Annotated in this window: 17 protein-coding genes; 3 read left to right on the top strand and 14 right to left on the bottom strand. The window is 51.5% G+C overall.

Features of this window, described 5'->3' with window-relative positions:
* Positions 1–110: 110 nt before the first annotated feature.
* Entirely contained in the window at positions 111–2,174 is a 2,064-nt protein-coding gene (locus ACO0K8_RS10725) for a PAS domain S-box protein (RefSeq protein WP_422946653.1), read from the bottom strand.
* Between the two features lie 404 nt (positions 2,175–2,578).
* On the opposite strand from ACO0K8_RS10725, the gene ACO0K8_RS10720 reads away from it, so the two are divergent.
* On the top strand, positions 2,579–3,214 hold the full coding sequence (locus ACO0K8_RS10720) for a hypothetical protein (protein WP_422946652.1): 636 nt from the start codon (positions 2,579–2,581) through the stop codon (positions 3,212–3,214).
* A gap of 108 nt (positions 3,215–3,322) precedes the next feature.
* Here ACO0K8_RS10720 and maiA read toward each other — a convergent pair whose 3' ends face one another.
* From maiA to ACO0K8_RS10705, 3 genes are all read right to left on the bottom strand, one after another.
* Positions 3,323–3,979 carry a maleylacetoacetate isomerase gene (gene maiA, locus ACO0K8_RS10715; protein WP_422946651.1) on the bottom strand — a complete coding sequence of 219 codons (657 nt, stop codon included), beginning with the start codon at positions 3,977–3,979 and terminating at the stop codon, positions 3,323–3,325.
* 51 nt (positions 3,980–4,030) lie between these two features.
* Complete coding sequence (locus tag ACO0K8_RS10710; RefSeq protein ID WP_422946650.1) at positions 4,031–6,670, bottom strand: DUF349 domain-containing protein; 2,640 nt, start codon at positions 6,668–6,670, stop codon at positions 4,031–4,033.
* Between the two features lie 270 nt (positions 6,671–6,940).
* Positions 6,941–8,014 carry an acyltransferase family protein gene (locus ACO0K8_RS10705; protein ID WP_422946649.1) on the bottom strand — a complete coding sequence of 358 codons (1,074 nt, stop codon included), beginning with the start codon at positions 8,012–8,014 and terminating at the stop codon, positions 6,941–6,943.
* Between ACO0K8_RS10705 and ACO0K8_RS10700 the strand changes: the two genes are divergently transcribed.
* Both ACO0K8_RS10700 and ACO0K8_RS10695 read left to right on the top strand, forming a co-directional pair.
* On the top strand, positions 8,013–8,291 hold the full coding sequence (locus ACO0K8_RS10700; protein ID WP_422946648.1) for a hypothetical protein: 279 nt from the start codon (positions 8,013–8,015) through the stop codon (positions 8,289–8,291). The two genes, ACO0K8_RS10705 and ACO0K8_RS10700, sit on opposite strands and share 2 nt — an antisense overlap.
* Before the next feature lie 193 nt (positions 8,292–8,484).
* A complete protein-coding gene (locus ACO0K8_RS10695) occupies positions 8,485–9,786 on the top strand; it encodes an MFS transporter (RefSeq protein WP_422946647.1) in 1,302 nt (433 codons plus the stop codon).
* 62 nt (positions 9,787–9,848) lie between these two features.
* Here the strand turns inward: ACO0K8_RS10695 and ACO0K8_RS10690 are convergent, their stop codons facing one another.
* The 10 genes from ACO0K8_RS10690 to ACO0K8_RS10645 all read right to left on the bottom strand — a co-directional run.
* Entirely contained in the window at positions 9,849–10,955 is a 1,107-nt protein-coding gene (locus ACO0K8_RS10690; RefSeq protein ID WP_422946646.1) for an ABC transporter ATP-binding protein, read from the bottom strand.
* A 27-nt stretch (positions 10,956–10,982) separates the two neighbouring features.
* Positions 10,983–12,506: a beta-N-acetylhexosaminidase gene (gene nagZ, locus ACO0K8_RS10685; RefSeq protein WP_422946645.1), complete on the bottom strand. Its 1,524-nt coding sequence runs from the start codon at positions 12,504–12,506 to the stop codon at positions 10,983–10,985.
* Between the two features lie 23 nt (positions 12,507–12,529).
* Positions 12,530–13,360 (bottom strand): carbohydrate ABC transporter permease, encoded by an 831-nt coding sequence (locus ACO0K8_RS10680; RefSeq protein WP_422946644.1) that lies wholly within the window; start codon positions 13,358–13,360, stop codon positions 12,530–12,532.
* A gap of 17 nt (positions 13,361–13,377) precedes the next feature.
* Positions 13,378–14,259, bottom strand: a complete 882-nt coding sequence (locus ACO0K8_RS10675) for a carbohydrate ABC transporter permease (RefSeq protein WP_422946643.1) — start codon at positions 14,257–14,259, stop codon at positions 13,378–13,380.
* On the bottom strand, positions 14,256–15,533 hold the full coding sequence (locus ACO0K8_RS10670) for an ABC transporter substrate-binding protein (protein ID WP_422946642.1): 1,278 nt from the start codon (positions 15,531–15,533) through the stop codon (positions 14,256–14,258). Before ACO0K8_RS10670 ends, ACO0K8_RS10675 begins: the two co-directional genes overlap by 4 nt.
* A 224-nt stretch (positions 15,534–15,757) precedes the next feature.
* Complete coding sequence (locus ACO0K8_RS10665) at positions 15,758–16,768, bottom strand: SIS domain-containing protein (RefSeq protein WP_422946968.1); 1,011 nt, start codon at positions 16,766–16,768, stop codon at positions 15,758–15,760.
* Positions 16,761–17,897, bottom strand: a complete 1,137-nt coding sequence (gene nagA, locus ACO0K8_RS10660) for an N-acetylglucosamine-6-phosphate deacetylase (RefSeq protein WP_422946641.1) — start codon at positions 17,895–17,897, stop codon at positions 16,761–16,763. The genes ACO0K8_RS10665 and nagA overlap by 8 nt, the downstream gene beginning before the upstream one ends.
* Positions 17,894–18,628 (bottom strand): GntR family transcriptional regulator, encoded by a 735-nt coding sequence (locus tag ACO0K8_RS10655; RefSeq protein WP_422946640.1) that lies wholly within the window; start codon positions 18,626–18,628, stop codon positions 17,894–17,896. Before ACO0K8_RS10655 ends, nagA begins: the two co-directional genes overlap by 4 nt.
* 2 nt (positions 18,629–18,630) lie before the next feature.
* The gene (locus ACO0K8_RS10650; RefSeq protein ID WP_422946639.1) at positions 18,631–19,557 is read right to left on the bottom strand and encodes a BadF/BadG/BcrA/BcrD ATPase family protein; all 927 of its coding nucleotides are present in this window, start codon (positions 19,555–19,557) and stop codon (positions 18,631–18,633) included.
* Between the two features lie 192 nt (positions 19,558–19,749).
* Positions 19,750–19,877 (bottom strand): ExbD/TolR family protein (locus ACO0K8_RS10645; RefSeq protein ID WP_422946967.1); only part of this gene is annotated, 128 nt, incomplete at its 5' end.

Genomic DNA, 19,877 nt, shown 5'->3' with positions numbered 1-19,877 from the left:
TGCGGTGTGGTTGAGACATATTAAGAGATCCAGAACAAAAACGACAACTCAGCGTAGCAATTCAAAAACAAACCATCAAACAAATTTGATTTGTCTACGCTAACCGATTATCAAGCAGTCCCGTCCGCGTCTATTTCTGGAGCTGTGACCGGCAATACCAGCACGATGCGGGTGCCGCGACCAGGCTCGCTATCGAGACGAATGGTGCCACCCAGCACGCCGGTCGTAATGTTGTAGACGATATTCATACCCAGGCCTGAACCGCCCTGACCTAGTTTAGTGGTAAAAAATGGATCAAACACGCGTTTTTGATCGGCCTCGCTGATCCCTACGCCATTATCAGAGAACACTAACTCAAGCTGTTCCTGATTCAAGAGTTTGGTGGTAAGCCGCATCTCGCCATGCTCGCGTCCGTCAAAGCCATGCGTCAGCGCATTGGTCAAAAAATTGGCGAGTATCTGTCCCAAGGGCCCGGGAAAGCTATCCATTTGTATGTTCGGACTAAGCTCCATCACCAGGGTATACGGTCCTTTTTTATACATGGGCGACAAGGTCGAGACTATTTCTTCCAGCAGAGTCTTTAAATCGAATTTCCGGCGCTGGCTACTGGCTTGATCAACCGCTACTTGTTTAAAGCTGCCGATTAAATCTCGCGCTGAGCCTAATGAGCGCATCAGTATTTCGGTACCGGCAGCGGCATGATTGAGGTATTCCTCCAGCATTGATCTGCGTAGTTTTCCTGCTGCGATTTCGCTCAACAATTCACGCGTATTATCTTGTAGTGTACTGGCGACAGTGACGCTATTACCTATTGGCGTATTGAGCTCATGCGCAACACCCGCGACCAGCGCGCCCAAAGCCGCCATTTTCTCCGAGCGTATCAGCTCATCCTGCGTGTATTTGAGCGACTCCATCGCGTTGGCGAGTTCTTGATTTGCTTGTTCAAGCTTTACGGTGCGCTGCATGACCCTGTCCTCTAATTGCAAAGTCATGTCGCGAATTTCTTTTTCTACCTGGTATTGTCTTGTGACGTCTTGAATGCAGAAAATAAACAGGTCTTCCCCCTTCATGACAAAGCTTCTGGCCGAAATCAGACAGATCAAAATCTCGCCTGCTTTGCTACGGATATGCGCCTCAAAACGATCGACCAAACCGTTTTCTCGCATTTTTTGCATGAGGTTTTGACGCTCTTGTAAATCGTGCCAAAAATTTATTTCTAAGGCGGTGCGCCCTACCGCTTCCTCGCGACTATATCCAAATTGTGTAACCCAACTATCGTTAAGTTCGACTACGCACGAGTCCTGCATTCTTATCAGGCCAAGTGGAATTGGCGAGAGCTGCACAATGTTCGAATATTTTTCCTCACTCTCGCGCAATAAATTTTCGGCCTGTACTTTGGCTTTTTCTGTGGCGATTTCCTGATCGATATTTTGTACCGACAGCAGCAGGTAAGCACCATCACCAGCTTCAAATTTAGAACCAGACACTCGACACTGAAAGATATGGCCTTGCTTATGGCGAAAGGCGATAATCATGTTATGCACTTCTCCAAATTGCTTTACTTGCTCCACCATTTTTGTTCTTTGTTCAGGTAATCCCCAAATATTTAATTCACCAGAATTACGCCCCAATGCCTCTTCGCGCGTAAATCCAGATAAGGGCTCCCAATTGCGATTGACATCGATATAGTGACCATCACTCATACGCGTGATGGTCAGGGTCGCAGGTACCAATTGAAATACCCGTGCCAGTATCGCTTCACGTTCCCGCAGATTTTTCTCGGCCCTTTTGGCACTGGTGATATCGCGTATGGTGACGATTACATGCTCGACCTGCCCAGGAATTCGTTCTGAGAAAACCGGCTCGGTCTCGAACAACAGATATTTAATTGGCGCACCTGACACGCTTATCCCGAGAACCTTATCGCGCTGCGACAATCCACTGCTAAAACTGCGCCACAGGCAGGCATCGGCATGCCCAATCGGCCTGCCGTCTTCGGTGAAAAATTGCGTCTGCTGCGCATCATATAACTGAGGTAGTTGCGCGGCATTCAGACCAAGTATGTTTAAGGCGACCGGATTGGCAAAAACAATTTCTGAAGCGCGGTTAGCAACGAGCATGCCACTGCCCATCAAATTCAAGAGCCCGCGCAATTGTTCTGGCTGATTTAACAAGTTATGAGTTTGTTCTGATACCGAATGCGTAGCGTGCGTAGAGCGATTGAGATGACGTGCGGCGCACGATGCCAACCTACGGCTGTAAAAGTAAGCAATAAGCAGCAATAGCAGCACAATAAAAACGCTGCCAGCTACCAAACTTAAAGACAAATAAAAAGTCATATGCGTCTCAAATTGAGCATGAATTGAGTGCTTACTATTCAATCACTCTGTAACTTTAGTTGAACAGCCGGACCTAAGTATTGTAATATATCAACTAGGTATTATGATTTCGTAAAACTTACCCGGCTGTAATTTTTTCATTAATTAACAATTAGACCTGGTCAGTTCTTGATTATCAGCATCGGTTCACATAAGATGAAATTCAAGAGCGCGATAATTACACAAACGGGAGAGCACTGATGAAGCAAGCAAGCTACAGTAACACGCCCAGTTTGTCCGGACGTACGAATGTCCTGCAATTTGTGCATGGACGTTTTGGCACAAGCACGTCACACCAATTTCAGTATCAGGCCGACAGCGACATTTCTAATTGTGCGACTTCCGAAAATGATGATGACACCATCGATTTTCTAGACGAAGAGAGTGCACAAGATACGCAAGCAAAACTGCAAGAACCATGGAAAATCCTGATTGCGGATGACGATAGTAGTGTGCACGATACGACCTTACTCGCATTGGCGGGCGTGCGTATCCATGACCGGCCATTAGAATTTTCGCATGCTTATTCAGCAAAAGAAGCGCATCAGGTTTTGCTAAGCAATCCTGATGTGGCGCTGATTTTACTCGACGTCGTCATGGAAACTGTGGATGCAGGTTTAAAATTAGTCGGTGTGATACGCAATGAGCTGGCACGTGAAGATCTGCGGATTATTTTACGTACAGGCCAGCCTGGCTATGCGCCAGAACAACATGTCAACAGCGAATTTGCCATCGATGGCTACACTACCAAATCTAAACTCACCCGTTCAGTGCTGATTTCCGTCCTCAACGACACGCTCACCGGCACCAGTTCCAATCCAGGCTTAGCGAATTAACTCGGCACCAGAGTCGAGCTTATTTTTACATGTAAAAAAGGGATGGCAAAAGCGCCATCCCTTTTTTTCACACCTACCGTGCACAGCCTAGCTTACGCAGTTTTGCGCTTACTCGGCATCCGCTTGATTGCCTGGTGCCGCCAGAATAAATGCCTGCAACTCCATACAATTTTGATGGATACGCATCAATTGCGGCGTTGTCGATAAATCACATTTGAATCTTTGTGCATTGTAAATCTGCGGCACCAGGCAGCAATCAGCCAGCGTCGGTGTATCGCCATAACAAAATTTTCCGCTACGTGGATCAGCCGCGATTTTTGTTTCCAAAGCACTCAGTCCAGTCATGCACCAATGCTGATACCAGGTGTTTTTTTGCTCTTCGCTGATCCCCAAAGTTCCGGTTAAATATTTCAAAACACGCAAATTACTCAGGGGATGAACATCACATGCAATCGCCAGTGCCAGCGCCCGTACATGCGCCCTGTCAGCTAGATTTTTCGGTAGTAAAGCGGATGCAGGATACTTCTCTTCCAGATATTCCATGATGGCCAGCGACTGGCTGAGCGCTAGCTCAACGCCCTCATGTTCATCAACCAGAGCTGGTACCAAGGCCTCGGGGTTGAGCGTGCGAAAACTGGCTGACAATTGTTCGCCGCCGTTTTTCACCAAATGCACAGCCTCGCTGTCATAGGCTAAGCCTTTGAGGTTTAAGGCGATACGAACCCGATATGAGGCCGAACTTCTGAAATAACCGTAAAGCTTCATGCTCGCGACTCCTGCAAATTTTTATGGATAGGCCTGCGTGAACACGAGCTCTTACAACACCGCACTGGCAGCCAGAATTTCTTCCAGACGCTGCGCGTTTGCGGTCGATGTCAATACCGGCAAACTCAAGAGGCGATAGCTAAGGATACTGGCAGCATCTTGTTCTGAGCCGCGTTTTAAAGAATTTTGCAAGACCTCTACCTGCATTTGCAAACGCTCACGCGCCAATTCTGCCGGACTATCGATACCGAAAAGTATTTCTAGCTGGAGCAGGCTGGCATCGAACTCGCTGGCGTTATTTTTTAAGGCAGCGGCAAAGGAAGTATCACCCGCAGTGAGCGCCGCAATCGCATTCTGAAAGCGGGTCTGCAATATCGCGTTTAGCTTTGCCGACAACTTGGCGTTGCCGCCGCCGACTGCCGCTTGCAAAGAGTCCCAAGCGCTTTGCAGAGTACTCAACTCGGTGCCGATGCGCGCATCCTGCGGCGTCAGCACTAGCAATTGTTCAGCTTGCTGGCATAGCGATAATTTCTTCACATTGAGTTGATGACTGAGCTGTTTTTGCTGATCCTGTAGTGTCTGGCTATGTTGTTTCAGACTCGCCAGAGCTTGCTGATAGCGCTGCTCCAAAGCCTCCTCATCAGCTCTGGGCACTGGTCCTGCGTTTCTCCAGTCGGCCGCAGTTTGCTGCAACAATTGCTTGATGTTTGACTCATTACCATCCAACTTGACGCCAGCCTGCTCCAGCACTTCACACAGTGCCAATTTGCTTGCCAGATTTTCTTTGCGTTGCGCATCGGCCTCGCCTGAGGCTTGTTTGCGCTGCGCGAACAGAGCATCGCAAGCGGCACGATATTTATCCCACAGCACTTGCTCGTCTTTACGTCGCAAAGGCACGGCCGCAGCCTGCGCCTGCCAACGTTGTTGCAAAGCTTTCAGCTGATCAGTAGTACTGCGCTGCATAGGATCGAGCGCCAATACTTCGGCAATCAGGCCTTCGCGCGCCAGCACTTCTTCGGCTCTGCGTTGATCCAGAGCCTGTTGCACACCCTGCACGCAGCCATCAAATGCAGCATCCAAGCGGCCTTTATGTTTGCGATCAACATGACCGAGCTTCTTCCAATCCTGTTGCGACTGCATGCAAAAATTCGCCATTTTTTTCCAATCGGGCACGCCCTGCAGAAGTTCGGCTGCGTTGCTCTGGAGCGTACTCAATGCAGCCTCAGCCAGATCCAGATTGGCTTTACGTTGTTCCGCCTGTTGCTGAAAATGCAGCGCAGCGGGCGCGTAGGCCAGATGACAGGCAGCATCAAAACGCTCCCAAAGTTCTTTACTGGCGGCACCACTACTGGCTTCCATTTCTTTCCAACGCTCACGCAAGGTCGCAACTTTTTTGGCCAACTCGTTTGGCCCCAACTCTAAGGCCGGCATTTCATCGAGCGTCTTGATCAGCTCATCTCTGGAGACATCACCGCCCCACTTGGCCCAGCCTTGCAGATACACCAATTCGCTACGGGCCTCGAACAATTGATCTTTTTGCTCCGCACTGAGACCGGCATGTTTGGCATCGACGCCACGCAGTTCTCTGTCGAGTTTACGCGCCGTTTGTATACTGCCTAGAGCCAAAGCTTCAGTCAAAGCCTCGATTGCGGCGACTATCTGAGCCTTACTTAACGTGGATGCAGGTTTATCCTTATGATCCTTAGCTTCGCGTCTTGCTGCCTTGCGCTCTGCCTCAGCCGCCTGCGGCTCGACCTCCAAAGCAGCTGCGGCCGTTGCACTCGGCTCGGGATTATTCTCAGTTGCTGCGCTGGCGGCGCTTAGCTCCGCTGCAATCCGGTTCTGCTGAAATTTTTCCTGTTTTTGCTGCTCTTTTTGCTGCGCCGCTTGCAGCGCTTGCTGACGTGATTTCCAAGCAGATTGCAGCGTTTGCAGTTTGCTGACAGCATCCGCCAAAATATTTTTAGGCAAAGACGCTGCCTCGGTCTTCTGCTGGCATTGGTCCAACTCTTGCTGCCATGCCGCCAGACGCATTTCCTCATCTGAACTATCAACAACGGCATCGGCTTGCTCGGTCACCGCTTGACTTTGCCCAGCCTGATTTAGTTGGGCGAGGAGATCGAGCACGCGGCGCTGCAGCGCCGTTTGCGCGAGTAATTTTGACTCTAACTGCTGACGCAAAGAGCTAAACTGAGTCAACAAATGGGCTGGAAACTGCACTGCGGCCTGACGCTTATCCAAGTCGCTGACCTGATTGGCGATCAAATGCGGCAGCTGTACCAAATGACTCGCTTCTTCCAGGCATAGCTGTGCCAATTGCTCTTGCTTGCCAGCTTGCGCGATCACGTCAAGACGACTCTGCATTAATTTAACCACCCGTTTATCGCTCTTAAGCATGGCCGCTCTAACTTGCTCCAGACCCGCCTGGCTGTGCACATGCTGCGCTGCTTGCAAACGTCCGTCAGCGAAATCACAGGCCAGCAAGAGTTCTATCGCCGCCGCTTCATTGCCATCGAGATTAGTCATCTTGGCCAAGCTCGCTGCACGCGCTTGCTCCAACTGGTGTTTTTTAGTTTCTGCTTGCTGCTGAGCGACGATAGCGTTGGCGCTTTGTGCCGCTATTTTGGCGGCTGGCTCATTTTTAAGGCTGCGAGGACGACGAAACAGTAACTTAGCGAGGAAATCGAACATAGCGAATGGGTATAGGTAGGAGAGAAAACAAGCATCATAACAAGTCTTGCTCTCTATAGCAGCATGAAAAATCAGCAAGCCTCTGGAATTTGAGCGCAGTTTGCAGCATAAACGCGCCAAGCCGCCATCCCGGAACTGCGTTTGAGCCACTACCGAAGTAAAAAAACAACTAGGCTAAGGCGCATATTCCATGCGGGTTTCAGGCTGGCATGCCGGCAAACCCGCATGGAATATGCGCGCTGGCGGCATGCCAAAAATTTTTTGAGACTGCTAAACAGTGATGCGCCAGCCGCGCAGCTTAAACAGCCACATCAAGAGTGCAAACACGCCGGTAAACGCGGCAGCGTAAGCAAAGGAAGCAAACTCCGGACCGAAATGGGCAGCCAAGGGACTGGCAAACAGCGTACGATAAACAGGCTCGGCCCATCCGCCAGCGGCCAATACACAGGTCGCCACCCAAGATCCGGCGTAAGCGGCGATCGCGTTAATCCCAAAACTACGTCCCACTGCTGGCATGCCACGCATATCGATCAGCACGTGCGCGACACTCATGCACAAATAGGCGAAGCCGGCGGTCCACAAGACAAAGGAAGGCGTCCACAATTGCTTATTCAGCGGTATCAAATAAGCACTTAGATATCCGGCCAGCAGGGCTAACAGTCCAGCCTGCCACAAATATTTAGCCTGACCATTGCGTAGCCAGCGGCCAGCCTGTAGACCGAGTAATACGGTGGCGATACTTGGCAAGGTCGACAACAGGCCTTCCGGTTCGTGCGCCAAGCCCGTCATCGGATTAAAACTGTAGGCCAATTTTCCTAGCAGCAGGCTATCGATTTTATCCACCAGATTCAGATCTGGCTGCAGCGAGCCGCTAGCCAACAAGAGAGTGCCATAGCCAATTAAAATAGCGGCAATGATCAGCCATTGGATCTTCACGCTGCGCACATGAATCACAATCATGCCGACGATGGCGAAGCAGATACCGATTCTTTGCAATACGCCCATCAGTCGAAATTGACGACCCTCTATCAGCCAGTAAGCGATCAAATGCAAGGCTAAACCCAAGGCAAAAATCCGCAAACCGCGCCCGACCACGCTGCGACTCAATTCGACCAGATCAGTGTTGCGCTCGAGCTTGGGAGCTAGCGCCAAATGCAAAGAAACGCCGACGATAAAGAGAAAAAAGGGAAAGATAAAATCGGCCGGCGTGCAGCCATTCCACTCGGCGTGCTCTAACCAGGCATACACATGATCCCAGTCTCCTGCATTGTTTACCAATAACATAGCAGCCACGGTCAGACCGCGCAGCGCATCAATGGAAGAGAGTCGAAGCGGATTTTTCATGCACTACCTTGTAGCTAAAATTAAAAAAATAGAAAGGGCCAATACCAATTCTGCATCGCCAGATTATTTCCAACATAAAAAGAGGTGGCCTATTGGCTCACGACACCAATACCACTTAGAAAAAATCAAGAGGCATCATGTTTTGCAGAACGAACGCGACAAGCCCGCGCAAAATGAAAGAGCGGCGAAATTGCAGAGTATTCTAAGCGATTTATCTAAAAAAAATGATAGCCAAGCTTTAGTATTTCCAGCAAATTCCAAATTTACTGGCATTTAAGTGGCATTAAAAAGACAAAACCAGTTGACCAACAATAATTGGGCTAGTATGTTGTAGGCTGCGCGCTACGAGCAAGAGTAAGGACCATCATTATCAGGAAAAATTTCACTCCTATCTAAGTAGGAACTGAAGTTCGTACATGACGACGAGCGGCGCAGCCAGATAACGAACAAGAACCAATAAAGAGACCTTCATGACAACTGAAAACACAGCCCCACGCCACCCTATGCGCTGGGTTCCAACGCTATATCTGGCCGAAGGTTTGCCGTTTTACGCGGTAGCACTGGTGGCGAGCCTAATGTATAAAAGCATGGGCGTGGCCAATGACGAGATTGCGTACTGGACTGGTTTAATCACGTTTGCCTGGGTATTTAAGTCTCTGTGGAGTCCGTTTCTGGAAGCGGCCAGTAGCAAAAAATTCCTGGTCGTGATGTTTCAATTGATAGGCGGAGTTTGCCTTGGCTTAGTCGCCCTCTCTTTACAACTACCTATGTACTTTGCCATCAGCATCGCCTTGCTAGGTCTAGTTGCGATCGCCGCAGCCACCCACGATATTGCGGCCGATGGCCTGTATATCGCTAGCCTGAGCAATAAACAACAAGCTGCCTATGCCGGTTGGCAGGGTGCGTTTTTTAATGCTGGTAAATTTATCTCACTAGGTGGTCTGGTGGTATTGGCCGGACATCTGGAAAAAAGTATGCCGCCGGCACAAGCCTGGGCCGTCATCTTCGGTATTTTAGGCAGCATGATGATCGCCTTGGCGCTTTACCATAGCTGGGCCTTGCCAGGCACTAGAAACACCAATACCGATGCTTCCATGCGCAGTGTGTTTCTCACTTTAAAAGATGTGATCATCACCTTCTTCCAAAAACCCGGAATCTGGCTGGCAATACTCTTCATCTTGTTGTTTAGAGTCGGTGAAGGACAAATCCAAACCATAGGTCCGCTATTTTTACGTGAAGCCAAAAACCTGGGTGGTCTGGGTCTGAGCACTGCCGAAGTTGGCATCGTCTACGGTACCGCAGGCACCATCGCCTTCCTCGGCGGCAGTGTTTTGGGTGGCTACTTCGCCTCCTGGCTGGGTTTAAAACGCGCCCTGCCCTGGTTGATACTGGCGATGAACGTGCCCAATCTGGTGTTCTTCTTCCTCAGTACCAGCTTGCCTGAGAATCTCGCCATTGTTGCCACCGCGCTGAGTTTTGAGATGTTTGGTTATGGTTTCGGTTTTGTCGGCCTGATTTTATTCATGATGCAAGTGATCGCGGTCGGCAAATATCAGACCGCCCACTATGCGCTGGCCACCGGCGTCATGCAACTCGGCCTGGTCGTACCGAAGATGATTAGCGGATCGATACAGATGTCTTTGGGGTATAAGAATTTTTTCATCTGGGTGTTGATTTCAGCCATACCCGTGCTCTTAATGTCACGTTTGCTGGTGATTAAAACACCGCAAAAACCCGTGCAAGCCGTGAGCGGCAATACTGCCGAAGCCTGATAGTGAATTAGCTGTAGGCTGGGATATATCCCAGCCTACTCTATCCTACTTAGTGAGCTAACTTAAATACGCGGACTAGCCTTGCCGCTGGCATCAAACAAATGGCAGCGCCTTGCCGGCAATTGCACTTGTATCGTTGCGCCCGCCTTGACGCCTGCCGATTCCATAGGCAACTTAATGGCCACGACGCTGGGCTCGTTTTCCAGCTTGGCGTAGACGATGGCAGCATCGCCCAGATACTCGACAAAATTTACCTCAAGCTTTAGGCTATTTGGCACACCAGACTCAGCTGTGACCAGCGTCAGATGCTCGGCGCGACAGCCCAGCGTCACCTCAGCAGCGATCGCTAAAGACTGGCCATCGACTGCCACCACAAGCTCGCTGCCATCAGCTAGCTGCACAGTCACATCCTGCTGGCGAATCTGCACTACCCTGGCCTTAAGCAAATTCATTTTTGGTGCGCCCAAAAAACCGGCCACAAACAAATTGGCCGGCGCCTCATACAGTTCCAGAGGCGCGCCGACTTGCTCGATACGGCCGCCATTAAACACCGCAATGCGCTGTCCCAAAGTCATGGCCTCAACCTGATCGTGCGTGACATAGATCATGGTGGTTTTTAATTCTTGATGCAGACGACTCAGCTCTATGCGCATTTGCACACGCAAGCTGGCGTCCAGATTCGAGAGCGGTTCGTCAAACAAAAATAGCTGCGGCTTACGTACGATGGCTCGCCCTATCGCCACCCGTTGACGCTGGCCACCCGACAGATCCTTGGGCTTACGTTGCAGTAAATGGTCTATCTGTAAAATCGTCGCGGCTTGCTGCACCGCTTGCTCAATCTCACTGGTCTTAAGTTTGGCCATTCTCAGGCTAAACGCCATATTCTCGTACACCGACATATGCGGATACAGCGCATACGACTGAAACACCATGGCCAGGCCACGCTTGGCTGGCGCAATATCGTTGGCCAGTTGCTCGCCGATAAAAAGCTGGCCAGAGCTTATTTGCTCTAGACCCGCGATCATGCGCAGCAGCGTTGACTTGCCACAACCAGAGGGGCCCACAAAGACCATGAATTCACCGTCATGGATTGCCAAGTCTATGCCGTGAATGACCCTGTTACCATCAGCATATTCTTTGCAGATATTACTAAGCTTTACCGCTGACATGCAGGCTCCTTGATAAGGATGGCTAACTTAAGAATAAAAAGTCGTCACTGGCATCTTACCGTTGGCACTCACTTCACCGGCAAACCAGGCGGCGGCGGCCTGCAATGCGGGCGTGGCCGAACCATAAGTAATCAGGGCTGGCGCGGCGATATCCAGAGTCTGAAATGGATTCCATAACACCAGATGCAGATCCGGCTTCCAGGTATTGCAGGCATGTGCGCTGTAACGCAGACGTATGGTAGAAGCGAGTATCACGAAGCGTCCGTCATCGGGCAAACTAGCCCAGTCGAATTGACTATCATCGCTAAAAGTAGTCACGACGACGTCGTACACCGTGGCCAGCATGGCAGCGACTTTTTCGGCGCGCACACCAGCTTCAGAAACGCCATCACTAACTACATCGGCACTGATCACCAGCCGCACTTTACTGCCAGGTGCCGGTGCCTCGGCTGCCAGATGGGTAGTCAGGCCGCGTTGCCATGCAGTTTGCATCAAGGCGGTATCGATCGTCTCGGTCTCTGTTGCATACACGGTTTGCTGACATGGATAGTCTTGCGCCAGTTTTGCCATGCGTGCCAATCTTTGTTGTAGTTCTGCCGCTTCGATTTGCCCCTCTTCGATCGCGGCGGTCAATGCCGCCAGGGTTTCTAATTGCGTCTCGGTATTACCCAATGCCATCACCATATCGGCACCCGCCACCAGCGCCCGCACTGCGGCATTGCCGACACCGTAACGACCGGCAATCGCATGCATGTCCATGCCGTCGGTGATTACCACGCCCTGATAATTCCATTCTTCACGCAAGATACCGGTGAGGATTTTTTTCGACATGGTGGCCGGATTTTCGGCATCCAATTGCGGATACACGATATGCGCCGTCATCATGGCAGGCGCATAACCCTGGCTGCGTGCTGCCGCCATCTGAAATGGCGCCAGCTCCAACAGATCGAGCTCGGCGCGCGATTTATCCACCGTCGGCAAATCTCTATGTGAATCGACATTGGTATCGCCATGCCCGGGGAAATGTTTAACGCAACAGGCCACACCTTCCGATAAACTACCGTCCATCCAGGCAAACGCCAGCGCCGCTGCGCGTTGCGGATCTGAGCCAAATGAACGCTCAGAAATAACAGGATTATCGACGTTATTGTTTAAATCCAGCACCGGCGCGAAGTTCCAGTTAAAGCCCAGAGACTTCACCGCACGCGCCACCGCTGCCCCGACTTCACGGCACAGCGCCACACTATCGCTGGCACCAAGCGACATCGCCGCCGGGGGTTGCGGCACCCAGGTAGCGCGCACCACGGCGCCACCTTCCTGATCAATCGCAATCAGAGACTCTGGCCCCATCACGGCACGCAGGTCCGCAGTGAATTTACCTAGTTGCTCAGCGTTGAGCATGTTTTGCCGAAACAGGCAGACCGCGCGGATATGATGTTCGCGCAAAAAAGTCGCCATCTCGGCAGTCAGCTCGGTACCGGGCATGCGTATCATGATCAATTGACCGGCGATTTGTTTGGCATTCATGGCGACATCCTTCGTAAGTTTCATAGTATTCATCGTATTGGTGTTGATCATTTCACTGCGCCATCCATGCCGCGCATAAAAAATCTTTGGGTAAATAAAAAGGCAACCAGGATAGGAGCAACCGTCAAGATAGTGCCGGCGGCAATCACGCGGGTGCTGCTGCCGTAAGTACCACGCAGATAAAGTATGCCCGCCGACAAGGGGAAGTCTTCCGGTTTGCTGATCACGAGCGATGGCCAGATATAGTCATTCCAGGCCTCCACCGCAGTCAAGATAGCGACCGTGGCCAACCAGGGCCGTATCAAAGGCAAGACGATGTTCCAGAAGATGCGCAACTCGTTGGCCCCGTCAACGCGGGCAGCATCGATCAGGTCTTGCGGCACCTCATCGAAAGCTTGTTTGAGTAAGAGTATTGACACCGCCGTGACCAGATTAGGCAAGATCACACCGGTATAGGTATTCACTAGACCGATCTTGGTCATAGTAATGAAGTTGACCAAAAAATTGACTTCGGATGGCAAAATCATGGTCGCCAATATCAAGCCGAACACCAGCTTACTACCGCTAAAGCGCATGCGCGATAAAGGATAGGCCGCCAGCGAACACAGCAGTAGTTTCCAGCACACGGTAGCAATGGTGATCAATAAAGAATTTTTATAGAAAGCGAGCATAGGGATGACCCGAAACACCTCTATAAAATTATCCAAGGATATTGCTTGCGGCAGAAAGCTAGGCGGAAACGCAAAGATATTGCCCTGAGTCGAGACCGCCACTACCAAAGTCCACCAGAACGGGAACACGCACAAGGCCGCCAGTGCCAGCAAAATGGCGTATTGAAAAAGCATGCGCGACAAGCGGCGATAAGAGAATGTTTTCATGGTCATTGACTATTCGCTTAACGATGGCGCGGTTTTAAGTAACGCAGACACAGCAAGGCTATCCCTATGCAGCCTAGCGACACCACGAAACTGGCGGCCAGACCACGTGGCAATTTTAGATGTTTTAAGCCTTGCTCATAGGCGTAGTACAGCGCCGTGAAGGTAGAATTCATCGGCCCGCCTTGGGTTAAGACATCGACTTCCTGATACGCCTTCAAGGCTGCCAGTACCGACATAATGGTACACACCATAATGGTGGGGAATAGCATAGGCACAGTAATTTTCCAGAAGCGTTGCCACAGATTGGCGCCATCTAAAATAGCCGCCTCCTGCATCTCAGCGGGAATGGATTGCAAAGCAGCCAGATACATCACCATATACCAACCCAGACCGCGCCATAAAGAGACGAACATGATAGCGAACAAGGCAATCGCATCATCCGACAGCCAGCCTAGAGGCGAATTGATCAGGTGCAGCTGCAGCAGGATGTAATTGAGTGTGCCCTGCTCATGAAACATGAAGCCCCACATAATGCCCACCACCGACACCGTAGTTACCACCGGCACATAGTAAGCGGCGCGAAAAAACTTAATCCCCGGTAATTGGGTATTCACCAGCACAGCCAGGCTGATCGCGCCTAGCTGTATGCAGGGAACGATGAGTAAAAACAGCACAGAATTTTTCAGACCTGTGAGAAACATATCGTTATTGAAGATATAGCGATAATTATCTAGCCCTACCCAATGCGTAGGGCGCACCAGACTAAAATCAGTCAGGGTCAGGTAAGCGCCGAACAGCACCGGCCAAAACGAGAACAAGACCAGCAAGAGCAAGGCAGGCGCTAAAAACAGATACGCCAGCAAGCCATGGCGGCGACTAAAATTGATGAGTTGATTCATCGCGCCACCTTCGCCAATTTGCGATTCCAGATCGCCGCCGCTTCATCCAGCGCTTGCTGTATATCGGCCTTACCGGTCACGCCAGCTTCGACCGCCTTCACCAAAAAACGGCGCAATTCGTCGTAATCTTCTATGCCCGCCACATACAGACTGCGCGAATTATTCATGGATCTGGCGGCGACTGCTTGCGCTTTTTCGGCGGCAGCAGCTTGTAAGGGCAAGCCCAGAAAATACGGATTTGCCAAAGCCTTAATTGTGCTGGGCATGACGTTGGCATTTTTAGCGAACTCTAATTGATTTTCATCGTTCGTCAAAAACTGCGCGAACTTGGCCACTGCTGGCAAAGACTGTTTAGCTACGCCCTTAGGCACGGCAAAGTGAAACATCCAGCCACCGTCGGCGATACCGGTCGGGCCTATCGGTGCCGCAAAAATATCGGTGATGGCATACATCTCTTTCGAGTCACTCTGTATCCTGCGTAAGGCGGTAGGAGCACTGACCATCATACCGAGTCGCCCGCCCAGATAGGCATCTACCACAGCGGGGAAATTATCTTCGGCAAACAATTTATCTTTCAGAAAACCGTTCGCCGCATAGGTCGCCGCCAGTTTCTTGACCAGTGCCACATGCGCCGGCGAATTAAAAATCGCCTTGCCGTCTTTGATCAAATCCAGACCTTGCTGCATCATGAAACCGTCGATCTTGCCCAGCGCCGGGGCATAGCCGGCCTTGCCGGTCTTGGCGGCGATTTGTCTGGCGTAGGCCAGTAACTCGTCCATGCTCCGCGGTGCCGCACTGATGCCGGCAGCAGCCAGGATAGTCTTATTGTAGGCAATCACATTGACGTTGCTGTAATGCGGAAAACCGTAGATATGTCCGTTAAAACTCAGGTCAGCCAGCGCGCCCTTGGTGTAGATCGGCGGCTGACTCATCAGCGCCTCGACTGGTTCGAGCAAACCATCGCGCGCCAACTCTTCGGCCCATGGCACGCTCAGATTAACCAGCGCTGGCGGAGTCCCGGCGGCAATCGCGGTGATCAGTTTGAGCTGCAAAATTTCCCAGGGAAAATCCACCCAGACTATTTGGACGCCAGGGTTTTGCGTCTCGTACTTTTTGACTAAATCGAGAAAATACGGAATGAACTTGGGCTTGAGACTCATGGTCCAGAATTCGATTTTTTCGGTCGCCATTGCATACGACGGGCTTAGCATTTGCAGCATACATGCCAGCAAAATACGGCCCAAAGCGCGAAAAAAAAGAATCTTACTAGGCATGAAGGCTCATCCGGTTTGGAGCAAAATTTTGGGGGGAACTAGCGTAAAGTTTGACGCAAAAATCAGCGCAAACACTGCTCACTATCACCCTTAAATTACCATTACTTTTTTCGCAAAAGAATATACTCCCCTTAAAATATATTCAAATCATGTGATTGCGCATATGTATCGTGCGCAATAAAAATATACTAAGGGGAGTATGCAATTTAAGCGTACAAAAAAACCTAATGTGTTTTGGTCACTTTATTCAAATGACGTGGCGTATCCGGATTCAATCCACGGGCGATCGACAGATTCGCCGCCATCACATAGAATGCCTGGATTGCAGCGATAGGGTCCAAATCTGGCGTCGCAGCGGTTGGCAAAGTCAGGTTGCGTTCCGCCACATCACTAGGCGCTGCCAGCAAAACGTTCGCACCGCGTCCACGCATCTCTGCGGCCAGACTAATCAAGCCAGCCTGGGTCGCACCACGGGTAGCGAAAATTAGCAAAGGATACCCATCATCGATCAGAGCCATAGGGCCGTGTTTGATCTCGGCGCCACTAAAAGCTTCGGCCTGTATCGCTGAGGTTTCTTTAAACTTCAGCGCCGACTCCAGCGCTACCGGGAAGCTGATACCACGACCGACTACCATGATGCGCGATGCTGGCGCTAACACTTCAAGCGCATTCGACCAATCGAGTTGAGTAGCGGCATCGAGGGCTTCTGGCAATTGTTCGATCGCGTTAAGAAACTCGGCATCGTTTTGCCAGTTAGCGGCCAGACGTGCACCGGCCACCAGTGAAGTAATGAAACTCTTAGTCGCGGCCACCGACAATTCAGGGCCTGCGTGCAAAGGCATGGTCCACTCGGCGATTTGGCCCAAAGGCGAAGCCGCATCATTCACCAGCGCGACCGTGGTGGCGCCGCCTTCGCGGAAATAACGGATAGGCTCGACCACATCTGGGCTTTGGCCGGACTGCGAAATCGCAATCGCCAACGCATCTTTGGCGTGCAAAGGCGCTTTATTCAAGGTCACCAAGGACATAGGCAAAGAAGCGACGATACGCCCCAGACGCGCCATAATCAGATAGGCCGCATAGTTGGCCGCGTGATCCGAACTGCCGCGCGCCACTGTCAAGACCGAGCTAGGCGGATGATCACGCAGGTGCTGGCCAAGCGCGACGTAACGCTCTTTATCCTGAGTTAATTGTTGAGCGACAAACTCGGCGGAAGAACAGGCTTCCTTAAGCATTTTCGAGGTCAATTTTTTCTCCTTCTATATAAACGGCAATCAGATTGAGTGCACGGTCCAGCACTACCATATCGGCATACGTATTGGCTTGCAGGCGACCACGCTCGCTCAGACCTAAAAAGTCGGCGGCATAGGTAGAGACGCGTTTCGAGGCGTCGGCAATATCCAGACCTATACTCACCAGATTGCGCAAGGCCTGATCCATAGTCAAGGTGCTGCCAGCCAGAGTGCCGTCGGCCAGACGTACACCGCCCAAACACTTATGTACCACCTGACGACCCAGCATGTACTCACCATCCGGCATACCGGAAGCCGCGGTCGAGTCGGTCACGCAATACAGCTTAGGAATAGCCCGCATCGCAACTTTGATCGCGCCCGGATGTACGTGCAATAAATCGGGAATAATTTCAGAAAACTCAGCATGCGCCAAGGCGGCACCAACCATGCCGGGGGCGCGATGATCGAGGCGCGACATGGCATTATATAAATGGGTAAACCCGCTGGCACCATTGGCCATGGCAGCCACGCCATCGTCGTACGTGCCCAGAGTATGACCGAGCTGCACGCGCATGCCCATAGCGGTCAGCTCACGCACCAGATCAAGATGTCCATTGACTTCCGGGGCGACCGTAATTAAGCGTATCGGCGCAATCGCATGCAGCTTTTGCACCTGCTCTAGCGAGCCAGATAGCGCAAAATCTGGCTGAGCACCGAGCTTGCCGGGATTGATGTAGGGGCCTTCCAGATGCACGCCTAATACCCGCGATGAGCCCACTGCGCGTTGCTGGCATACCGTGGCCAGCGCTTGCAATGCCGCTTCCAGATCCGGCATCGGCGCCGTCATGGTGGTAGCGAGCATGCTGGTCGTGCCGTGCTGCGCCAGTTTGCGCGCGATCGTGCCAATCGCCAAGCCAGCATCCATGGTATCTTTGCCGCCCGCGCCATGCACATGCAGATCGACGAAACCAGGCAAGATGTAATGCTCTTGATTCAAGGAAGGATCGCTAGTCACGCCATGAATAGCATGGACTCTTTCCGAAAATTCTATATTGCCTTGTACCCATCCCGAGGCTGTCAGGACGTTTCCGTGCAATTGCTGAGATTGCTGTAATTGTGCTACTGCGCTCATCGAAACAACTCCGCGACAAAGTCATAATAATCACTGCGACAATATGAATGTGTCAGTTCAATCGCAGTGCCGTTAGGCAGGTAACCGACACGGGTAATAAACAGCATGGCCGCACCTTGTTTGATGCCAGCCAGTTTGGCTTGCTCGGGCGTGGCGTTGACCGCACGGATATGCTGCAAGGCGCGGCTAGGTGCGAATTGATTCGATTCCAGATAGCCATATAAACTATCCGTGACCAATTTAGGATTCGGCAAATACAGCGCCGGTATGGTGGTGCTCTCTATCGCCATCACCACATTGTCGGCGGTACGCAAACGCTTCAAACGCGACACCACGGTGTGTGGCGACAAACCCAGCGACAAAATCTCTTCCGGCGCTGCCACACCGGTCTCGCGGGATAGCCATTGCGAACCAGGAACAAAACCACGCTGGCGCAATTCTTCACTGAAGTTAGTCAGGCGCGATAAGGGCTGCTCTAACTTGGGAGTGATGTAAGTGCCGGAGCCGTGTTTGCGATTGAGCAAACCGCGCTCGCACAACATATCGATGGCCTTCCTTGCGGTAACGCGGGAGATATCCAGCGCTTCCGACAATAAACGCTCGGACGGCAAAGCCTCATCCGGCTGCCAGAGACCGCTATGTATTCCGGTTGCCAGCTTGTTGGCCAACTGCAGATACAAGGGTGTAGAGCTTTCGCTATCCGGTTTAAAATCTATGATATGTGCCTGCATGTTCACGCTTCCGAAAGACGGTTCAAAAACTGATTTTTGATTAAAATCAGCGCTCCTGTTGCAGAATCTGCTTGCGGCTTGATCACGCGTGCCCGCAAACTTAGCGGCAAATAGGCGCGCATAGGTTCGGCCAAGCCGCCACATAAAGCGATAGGCATTGCAGCACTAGGGTCCAGTGCCAGCGCCATTTTTTCCACTTCTAAACCAGCTGCCAACATGATCTCGCTGGCCTTAGCAACCTGCCCTGCATGTTGTATTAAGACTGGTGCCAACTGGGCAAACCTGGTTTGATTGGCTTGCGCTAACCAATTAAAAACAGCATCTTTTTGGCTAACACCCGGCGCACTATCAAGCGCACAAAACGCGATTAAGGCTGCCGACAAAGCATCCGGTGCGCTACGACCATCCAGCACATGCTGCACATGATTAATCGCACGCAAACCCAACCATGCACCACTGGCCTCATCGCTAGATGGAAACCCCCAGCCGCCGACTTCACGGCGACTTCCATCGGCCTGCATCACCTCGCCCACACTGCCCGTGCCCAAGGCAATAATGACGCCGGGCTGGCCTTGATGCGCACCCAGCAAAGTGGTTCCCGCATCGGTTTCTATCGCCAATCCAGCCAGGCCAGGATTTTTTGCGGTAAAATCTGCCGCCCACTGGGTATTATTCACACCGGCCAAGCCGCAGCCTATTGCGATTTGATTTAAAGGCGGTGTAGTCATACCTGCCTGGGCAAAGGCATCAGCGATGGCTGCAAGGATAGACAACCATGCCAGATCAGCGCCATGCGCCAGACCAGAAGGACCAGCGCTGCCTCGGCCCAGTTCCACGCCTAGTGCATTGCTTAAGAGAGTACGGGTACCGGTTCCGCCGCCATCGACGCCTATCAGGTATTGGTATTGGGATTGAACTTGTTTATTCACTGCTTTCCATTCAAGAATCACTGTCAACGCTGCATAAGCACACTGCAAAATACGAGTAAGCCACTGTAGGTGCTTACTCTAGTGGTTGTCAATAGGTATTTAAGTGGTATCTAAAGAAATTCAGCGTTTTCGCACAGTTTTTCGCTGTTCCCAGTCTACTTGTTTTGCACTGGACTGAAAGCCTCGCGGCGTCTATTTCAAGAACTGCTCATTGCCGACCATACCGATTTTGGTCACACCCAAACGCTGCGCCGATGCCATCACTGAGGCGACTGCCTTATAGGCGGCCAGTTTATCAGGACGAATATGTACTTCAGCCT

The organism is Undibacterium sp. Ren11W (genome assembly GCF_049340485.1).
In the GTDB taxonomy this organism is placed as follows: domain Bacteria; phylum Pseudomonadota; class Gammaproteobacteria; order Burkholderiales; family Burkholderiaceae_D; genus Undibacterium.
This window is presented reverse-complemented; position numbering and strand designations above follow the sequence as displayed.